The organism is Mesorhizobium sp. M2A.F.Ca.ET.037.01.1.1 (genome assembly GCF_003998075.1).
GTDB lineage: Bacteria > Pseudomonadota > Alphaproteobacteria > Rhizobiales > Rhizobiaceae > Mesorhizobium.
Genome location: NZ_RZSA01000552.1, coordinates 1 through 4496 on the forward strand (window position 1 = coordinate 1; position 4496 = coordinate 4496).

Below are 4496 nucleotides of genomic sequence, written 5' to 3' on the forward strand. Positions count from 1 at the left end.
CCCGATGGTCGTCCTGGCGCCGTTCGTCAACGGGAACACCTTCAGGGAGGGCGCGACGGCATGAGCGAGCTCCCATGGATGCCCGTCTACATAGGCACTGAAACGGCTTTGACAGGGCATCTGAGCCCCGAAGAGTTTGGCTGCTACGAGCGCCTGCGCAGGCATTGGTGGCAGCATGGATCGCTGCCTGAAGATGCCACTCGCCTCATGCGCATTACCGGCGTCGATCCCGACAAGTGGGAAGACGTTGCGAAGGCCATCGGCCCACTCATGTCTGACAGCATCCGCAGGCTCGATGATGAACGTTCTGGCGCGGCCGCCAAGCGTGAAAAGAAGGTCGCGGCCGGGCGGAAAGGTGCCGAGGCCAAGTGGCGACCGCATGGCAGAACCATTTCGGATGCCAATGGCACAACCATGGCAGACGCATCCGACGAGATGGCAAACGCATCGTTTTGCCAATGGCCATCACCATCAGCATCACCATCAGAAAGTTCTCTCCGGGAAGAAAAGGAAGAAGGGTTAGAGCCTGCGCGCGAGAGACAGCCCAACGTCTTGTTGATGTCGATGGACGAGGTGAAGGAACATCTGCGGGAGACGGGCGCACTCGCCGACGATGAGTTCGGAGGCCTGTGATGACCCGGGGGACCACCACGACCGATCCCGTGTCCAAGGCGGAACCCGCCCGGGCACTTCGTTGGCATCGGGAAGAAATTCAAACTAAAAAGTTGGCGGGGGGAGGTCTCAACGCCAAGCGCAAACCCTTGCTGGACCGCGTGGCTCCAAATTTCGCGCTCTGGCGAATTAAAGTTCCGGGAGGCCTGATTTGAGACGCGGAAGGAGACCGCTTCCCGGCCGCCTGCATCTCGTCACGGCCACCTATCGCGCGGACCGGCACGGCATCGCAGCGTCATCCGGCCATCTGCCGGCATACGAGCCGCTGCCCAAGCCGAAATGGATGCACGGCAAGGCTGCTCTGGCCTGGCAGAGGTACATCGAGCCGTCATGCTGGCTGGATCAGTTCAGGGAGGCCGCGGCGATCGCGTTCTGCCTGCTCTGGGCTGAGTTTCAGTTATCGCCTCGCCAGTTCGGCGCCGCGAAGCATAGCCAGATGCGCGCCTACATGGCCGACCTCGGCTTGCTCGGCAATCGTCGAGGGGCGCCCGAATGACGGGGGGACTTGCAAAGACTATAGGTCTGCGGCGCCTCGATCGCTCAGCACCAGGCTTGCGCAAAAGCGTAAGAAATTACGTTTTGAGGGACCAACTTTTCATTTTTCAGGGCATTTTGCGCAGGTCAATTGCCCAGCGGTCGGCAGCTTTTGGCGGACTGAGCAGTGAACCTCCCCGCCCGGGGTTGCGCACATGACCGCGCCGGCAATCGGATGCAGGCGCTGCGGTGCCAGCCTGGCCGGCAAGCGATCGGATGCAAAGTTCTGCTCGGCCGGCTGCCGCGTTGGCAGTCATCGCGAGGAAGTCGGCCGCGTCGAGAGCATCCGGGCCGACGTCGTCATCGATCGGCCAATGCGTGACGCGCTGATCGAGATCGGCGAGCTCAACATGCAGGACGAGCATGATCCGGCCAAGGTCCGCCAGGCCTTCAACGCATGGTGCAGGAAGTTCGCCGGCTCGATCGCCTAAGCGTTACGTCCTGCGGCGGTTACGGATAGCCGGCCTGAGTTAGATTCGGCGCAGTGATTTGAATTCCCTCTCACCGGAGGCCCGTAATGCTCGCTCGTCTGAGATCCACAGAACCCGTTCATGACGCCGCCTATTTCCGGCGCGCGTTGAAGATCCCTCGGCCTGGTCCCGAATACCTCATGGCCGAGAAGGCATCGCGCGAGGCCTCGGCCAATCTGCGCAGTCTGACCGAACGCCGAGAGAGCCTGAAGGTGGAAAGAACGGTCGAGAATCCCGGCAAGAACAGGATCCCAGACGCGACCTACCGCGCGATGCATGCGGACCTCGAGGCCCAACTCACCGCGGCACAGGTGACGGAACGCGAAGCCCTTGCCGAATGGAACAGTCGGAAGGCGGCCTATCACGACCATGTTCGCGCGACCCTTGCGGCCGACATCGACGGCCTTGGCGCGCTGATCTGCAACCACCTCGACCAAGTGATGGAATTGCTCGACATCGCTGCTGCGCTCGGCACTGGAGCTCGCGAATACCGCGTCGAGATGCCCGGCCTTGTCAGCGGCGCGCCGGCCGCGAAGCAATTACTCCAAGCCGCTATCGACAGCACCATCACCAAGATGATTTCGAAAGGACGCCGCCCGTGAGCACCGAACCCTGGCACCCTAAAGTCAGCTACCGCGAAGGCGAGCGCTGCCGATACGCCGGTGAAGTCTGGGAAGCCAAATTTGACCTTACCCGCGGCCTGAAGCCTGTCGGCCATCTGTCGGAAAAGTTCTGGCGCCGCGTGCCGACAATTGCACCTGTGAAGGCGAGCCGTGACGGCCGGAAGACGTCCAACGGCTATCTCACCCGCAGCATGAGCCACAACTGAGCGATGGCTAAGCGCCCGTCCCAGCCTGCCGCCGATCAGCGCGCCATCGATCTGGGTAAGATCGACACCGAGATCGCGCGGCTGGAAAGGCTGCTGGCTAGCAAGAAGGATGTGCTCGCCGCCGACAAGCGGCAGCACGCACTGGACCAGAACGTCGACCTGCAGCAACGCCTCAAAGGCGAGATCAGCGACATAAGCGAATTGCTCGCCAAGCAGAGGGAGCGACGCTTCAAGACCGAACTCGGCGAGGTAGAACCTCTGAAGCCGGCGGCGCCTGTCCAGCATCGGGCGTGGGAGATTGACCAAGAGGTTCTGAAGGCCGGCCTGCCAGAATATCCAGCCATACTCAGAGGCAGCGAAGCCGATGACGGCGAGGTCTTCCCAGCAGCACTCGAAGCGATGCAGGCTTTCTACCAAGCAGCGCTGGCCGACCATTTTCGTAGGCACGACTGTCACCCGGATGAGCTCGTTAGGCTCGATCTGCACGTCGGGCTGATGGCCGACATGCACGCGCAATTGGCATGGCTGTCCGAACGTTGCGGCGCTCTCGAAGCCTGCGTCAAGGAGCTACAGGAGCGGCCCGTCGCGCAGTATCGCGGCGTCTGGGCGAACGAGGAAACTTACAAGCGCGGCGACATGACCACGTTCGGCGGTTCGACCTGGCATTGCGAACTCGATTCATCTCGAGGTGTACGCCCTGGCGACGGCATCGGCTGGCGGCTCATGGTCAAGAAAGGCCGCGACGGAAGGGACGCACGATGACCCCAACAACCATCGAGGAAATCGCAACGGAAATAGGCACCTCGCCGATCTCGGTTCGTCGGTTGATGGTCAAGGCGATCGACGCGGCAGAGGTGGATACCTCCAAAGGCATGCCGATCATGATGAACCAGGACGAAGCCAGCCGACTGCACGGGATCGCGCATGCCGCGGCGATGCAGGCCATTGGCGGCACCAAAGAGCATCAGGTCGATGAACTGGCCGCCAAGGTGTTCAGGCTGCTTGCCGCTTCAGTCGGCCGGAGCAACGCCAGTGATGCCGACCGGCGTGAAAGCATTCGCGTGGTGAAGGATTGATCACCATGACCTCCGGGGGGCCGAAACGTCCGAGAATCCACGAAATGGGCGCCAACCGCTTCGGGCTCACGCGCAGAATTCTGGGTTTTTCAGGGGAAAATTTCCAGTGATGTTGCCGCCACCTCCCGCTGACCTCAGCCGCATCGAGCGCAAAAGCTTCCGCAAGATGGCGCAAACCGTTGCGGACCGCGGCATTGATCCGGTCGCGCGAGCTTCCCTGATCGCCCAGGCGGTGCGGATCGAGGCGCGAATTCCGTTCCTGCGGGAGGCCGAAAACCAAGTCGAAAACGGGCAGAAAATGGCAGCAATGCGCGCCCACAACACGGCCATGGTCGAACTGCGGCGCCTCAACGTCGAGATCTTCCGCGGCGCGGCCAGGGTCGATGCCGTCGTGCCTTTGGCGATAGCGGCCGCAGCGAACACGAATGATGCCGATGAAGCCTGGCGCCGACACATCCATTGGGGCGACCGGACGCTGACCCGCGATCAACTGGAGGCGAAATTCGGCCGGCCGTCGTGGGCAGCGATGCTTTACCGCACCGAGGCCGAGGCGATCGGCATCAACCGACTTCTGGATAAGCACCGGCCGCGCTGCATTCCGAGCCCGGAACTCGATGAGCTCTATCGGGAGATCGGACTGCCTGCACCAGGTCCGCGAGCACAGGGTGCCGCATGACCTTCCTTGCCGACCAGAGACTCGATAGCGTGATGACCACGAAGCCGCGGGGAAGGATAATAGCCGGCGCACGTCCCGATCAGACACTGCAGGTGACCATAACCGGCAAGATCACCGACATCAGCAAGGCCGTCGCCGCCATCAAGGCAAACCCTGATGTCGGCAAGATCGTGATCGAGATCGACAGCGCGGGCGGAAGCATCAGTGAATCTGGCAACCTTTTCAACGCGCTGTTGGAG

At 62.0% G+C, this 4496-nt stretch carries 9 protein-coding genes; all 9 read left to right on the forward strand.

Features of this window, described 5'->3' with window-relative positions:
* Positions 1-633 (forward strand): DUF1376 domain-containing protein (locus EOA27_RS23870; protein ID WP_210214168.1); only part of this gene is annotated, 633 nt, incomplete at its 5' end.
* Positions 634-823: 190 nt separating this feature from the next.
* Positions 824-1168, forward strand: coding sequence for a hypothetical protein (locus EOA27_RS23875; RefSeq protein ID WP_127257397.1), 345 nt, complete (start codon positions 824-826; stop codon positions 1166-1168).
* Positions 1169-1361: 193 nt separating this feature from the next.
* Entirely contained in the window at positions 1362-1637 is a 276-nt protein-coding gene (locus EOA27_RS23880) for a hypothetical protein (protein ID WP_127257399.1), read from the forward strand.
* An 86-nt stretch (positions 1638-1723) separates the two neighbouring features.
* Complete coding sequence (locus EOA27_RS23885; RefSeq protein WP_127257401.1) at positions 1724-2278, forward strand: hypothetical protein; 555 nt, start codon at positions 1724-1726, stop codon at positions 2276-2278.
* Positions 2275-2505 carry a hypothetical protein gene (locus tag EOA27_RS23890; protein ID WP_127257403.1) on the forward strand — a complete coding sequence of 77 codons (231 nt, stop codon included), beginning with the start codon at positions 2275-2277 and terminating at the stop codon, positions 2503-2505. Before EOA27_RS23885 ends, EOA27_RS23890 begins: the two co-directional genes overlap by 4 nt.
* Before the next feature lie 111 nt (positions 2506-2616).
* Positions 2617-3267 (forward strand): hypothetical protein, encoded by a 651-nt coding sequence (locus EOA27_RS23895; RefSeq protein WP_127257406.1) that lies wholly within the window; start codon positions 2617-2619, stop codon positions 3265-3267.
* A 65-nt stretch (positions 3268-3332) separates the two neighbouring features.
* Positions 3333-3581, forward strand: a complete 249-nt coding sequence (locus tag EOA27_RS23900) for a hypothetical protein (RefSeq protein ID WP_127410222.1) — start codon at positions 3333-3335, stop codon at positions 3579-3581.
* A 232-nt stretch (positions 3582-3813) separates the two neighbouring features.
* Positions 3814-4257, forward strand: a complete 444-nt coding sequence (locus tag EOA27_RS23905; protein ID WP_127257412.1) for a hypothetical protein — start codon at positions 3814-3816, stop codon at positions 4255-4257.
* On the forward strand, positions 4254-4496 hold a 243-nt coding region (locus tag EOA27_RS23910; protein WP_145970495.1), incomplete at its 3' end, for a hypothetical protein. The genes EOA27_RS23905 and EOA27_RS23910, both read left to right, overlap by 4 nt.